The 3,177-nt window shown below is 37.2% G+C and carries 4 protein-coding genes and 1 riboswitch; all 4 genes read right to left on the bottom strand.

Features of this window, described 5'->3' with window-relative positions; translation table 11 throughout:
• Nucleotides 1-43 precede the first annotated feature (43 nt).
• The 4 genes from tenA to thiM are packed head-to-tail and all read right to left on the bottom strand — an operon-like array spanning nt 44 to nt 2,943.
• Complete coding sequence (gene tenA / locus Q0A18_RS04705; RefSeq protein WP_292009018.1) at nt 44-694, bottom strand: thiaminase II; 651 nt, start codon at nt 692-694, stop codon at nt 44-46.
• Nucleotides 681-1,514, bottom strand: coding sequence for a bifunctional hydroxymethylpyrimidine kinase/phosphomethylpyrimidine kinase (gene thiD, locus Q0A18_RS04700; RefSeq protein ID WP_292009017.1), 834 nt, complete (start codon nt 1,512-1,514; stop codon nt 681-683). Before thiD ends, tenA begins: the two co-directional genes overlap by 14 nt.
• Nucleotides 1,511-2,149, bottom strand: a complete 639-nt coding sequence (gene thiE / locus Q0A18_RS04695) for a thiamine phosphate synthase (RefSeq protein WP_292009016.1) — start codon at nt 2,147-2,149, stop codon at nt 1,511-1,513. Before thiE ends, thiD begins: the two co-directional genes overlap by 4 nt.
• Complete coding sequence (thiM, locus tag Q0A18_RS04690) at nt 2,146-2,943, bottom strand: hydroxyethylthiazole kinase (protein WP_292009015.1); 798 nt, start codon at nt 2,941-2,943, stop codon at nt 2,146-2,148. Before thiM ends, thiE begins: the two co-directional genes overlap by 4 nt.
• A gap of 55 nt (nt 2,944-2,998) precedes the next feature.
• A riboswitch (TPP riboswitch) is annotated at nt 2,999-3,091 on the bottom strand.
• Between the last annotated feature and the right edge of the window lie 86 nt (nt 3,092-3,177).

Here is a 3,177-nt window from a genome sequence, read left to right as displayed (position 1 = left end):
GCAGGGTAATTTTACCCTGCTTTTTATATATGAATAGTAAAATTTATATCCAAAGAGTGGTTTTATAAGCAGCATCCCAAAATAGGTATTCCATTCGGGAAGCGGTTATAAAGGCTTCTGTCATCCTTGTTCGTGTATCTTCTGTGGTATTTTCTGCTATTTTATCACATATTTCAATGGCTTGCTGAACGGCAGCAGCAAACTCTTCACCACCATAAGTGTCAATCCATTTCTGATAAGGATTCTTTTTGTTGACATAGTGTTCCAGAATATGATCCCCAACTTCCTTATAGATCCAGAAACAGGGAAGAACAGCTGCCATAGCAATTTCTACTGCGTCCAATGCAGCTGTACTTTTTAAATAATGGATATAATGATGGCATACCGGCTGCATGATACCTCTTTCAGTTACTCCAAAATCCTTAAAATAAGATTCGTGAAGTGCATTTTCCACTACAATGGAATTCTCTGCAAAGCGTATGAATGTAAGAACATCCTGTATATCGTAAGTACGGGCTGAAATAAGAGCAAGAGCTCTTCCGAAGTGTTCAAGATATAAAGAATCCTGGGCCATATAAAACTGAAATTTTTCTTTAGGTAATATTCCTGATGATAATTCAGTAATGAAGGGCATTTGAAGAATGGATTCATAATAAGGTTCTATCTGTTTCCATGTGAATTCAGACCATTTCATTTTTAATAAGTTTTTGTGGGTTGAAAAAGTGGTTAAGAGGGCCATTTCCTTTACCAGTAACTACATCTTTCCCGTTTTTAATGGCTTCATAGACATAAGTTTGTCCCATTGATACAGCTTCATATAATGTTTTTCCCTGGGCAAGATATGCGGCAATAGCTGAAGATAATGTACATCCCGAGCCATGGGTATTGCTTGTGGGAAATTTTTCTGATTGGAATGAATGTATTTTTTTATCCTCATCAAAAAATAGAGAAGTGATTACTTCTGTTTCCTGATGCCCGCCTTTAAGAAGAATGCTTTTACATCCCAATTGAAGGATTTTTTCTCCGGCAATTTTCATGTCGTCAAGAGTTTTTACATCTATTTTGGCCAAAATAGCGGCTTCATCCATATTGGGAGTAATAATGTCGGAAATAGGAAATAACAATTCGGTAATCGTCGTGATCGTTTCTTCTTCAATAAGCCGGTGACCGCTTGTCGCAACCATCACAGGATCAAAAACGATGGGGATGTTCTTATATTCACTAAGTGTTTTAACAATAATTTCTACCAATGGGGAGGTATGGACCATTCCTATTTTTATAGCATCCGGAATAATATCATCCATGATTGCTTCGATCTGATCCCCAACAGCTTCTACAGGAATAGTGTAAATTTTCCTTACTCCCTGAGTATTCTGTATGGGAAGTGCAGTTAGTACTGATGTGGCAAAGCATCCCAAAGCAGAAAAGGTCTTAATATCTGCTTGTATGCCGGCTCCGCCGCTCCCGTCAAAACCAGCAATGGTTAATACGGAAGGATAAGTGTATTTTTTCATTTTAAAATTTCATTTTTGAGTTGCCAGGCTGCTTTTTGAGGATCTTCAGATGCGCATATTGCTGAAACTACGGCAATACTGTTTGCACCGGCCTTTATGATTTGCCTTGTATTCTGTAAATTAATGTTTCCGATTGCTATTAATGGCTTAGAAGTAAGCGCTCTTATTGTTTCAATTCCCTCGATTCCCCATTCTGTTACAGTATCGGTTTTAGTATTTGTACTGAAAACGGGACTTATTCCAAGATAATCCGATAGTTGTGTGTTCTCACTTTGAAGTTGGGAAAGATATTCTATAGAATAACCGATTAACCTATTTTTAAAAAAGGGGAGTTGTTTTAATACTGATGGCGGAATGTCGTTGTTTCCTACATGAATTCCTTCTGCACACACTTTTTCTGCAACTTCAGTATGATCATTAATAATTAAAGGGATATTATATTTTGTTGTAATTTCTTTTAATTGTTCTGCTTTTTGTAAGAATAATCCTGTAGAATCTGTTTTCTCTCTTAGTTGAACAACATCTACGCCGCCTAGAATTGACTGTTCGGCAACATGAAATAAATCTTTCCCTATACAGTCTTTTTCAGAAATGACAAGATAGAGTTGATAGGGGAAGTTAGGATGGATGCTCATAATGAACTGATTTTTATATGATCCATAAACTCTTCTTCTGTAATAGTGTATAATTTATCGATCAGGTTGACCTGTAAACTTCCAGGTCCGGAACTTTCTTTAGCTGCAATTTCACCTGCTACGCCTAATAATCCCATTCCAGCAATGACAGCCTCTGATACATTATCAATACTTCCAAGGAAAGCTCCTATAATAGCGGTTGCAGAACATCCTAAACCGGTAACTTTTGTCATTAAGGAATGTCCGTTATGAATGTAAACAGTTTGCTGTTCACTGATAATAATATCAGTTTCCCCTGAAATACATACCGTATTATGGTATTTACTAGCTAAATTCCGGGCAGCATCTATAGCCTCATTACTACTGGCTGTACTGTCAACACCCTTGGTTGTTGTTTTGTTAGCTTTGTTTAAGGCGATAATTTCCGACGCATTTCCTCTTATCACTGTAGGACCATGAGAGAGTAGGAGGGGAAGGAGATTATCCCTGAGAGAGGTTGCTCCTGCGCCTACAGGATCCAAGATCCAGGGTTTATGAGTATGGTTGGCAGTTTTTGCGGCCATAAGCATGGCCTCGGACCAATATTCATCCAGTGTTCCTATATTAATTACCAGTGCATTCGAAATATTTACCATTTCTTCCACTTCTAACTGGGAATGTGCCATAATAGGTGATGCACCAACGGCTAAAAGGGCATTGGCCGTGGTATTCATTACTACATAATTGGTAATATTATGCACAAGAGGTGATTGTTGTCGTACAGAAAGAATATGTTTCCAAAGTTTTTTTTCCATAGTTATTTATCAATTTAAATAGCTTTAGGAAAATCCGAAACAACAGAAATCTTAATAATTTCTTATTGCTTTTCCCTACGTCGGTGTAAGCCGTATCAGGTTCAAAGGGACTCTCTCAATTCTTTTCAGAATACCCCTAAAGCATCACAAAAATAGAAAAAATATATGATTAGAGCCTTTGTTTTTATTTCCGGAGATTTAAATAGAGAGAAATAGATGGATATTCAAAGAAAG

Origin of the sequence: Chryseobacterium sp., from assembly GCF_022712095.1 — a bacterium.
Lineage (GTDB): Bacteria > Bacteroidota > Bacteroidia > Flavobacteriales > Weeksellaceae > Chryseobacterium.
The sequence above is the reverse complement of the archived record's forward strand: the minus strand, read 5'-3'. Positions and strand labels throughout refer to the sequence as shown.

Excerpts from the sequence above, each read along its gene's own strand:
- tenA (WP_292009018.1), bottom strand. The coding sequence starts at position 694 with ATGAAATGGTCTGAATTCACATGGAAACAGATAGAACCTTATTATGAA.
- thiM (WP_292009015.1), bottom strand. The coding sequence starts at position 2,943 with ATGGAAAAAAAACTTTGGAAACATATTCTTTCTGTACGACAACAATCA.
- thiD (WP_292009017.1), bottom strand. The coding sequence starts at position 1,514 with ATGAAAAAATACACTTATCCTTCCGTATTAACCATTGCTGGTTTTGAC.
- thiE (WP_292009016.1), bottom strand. The coding sequence starts at position 2,149 with ATGAGCATCCATCCTAACTTCCCCTATCAACTCTATCTTGTCATTTCT.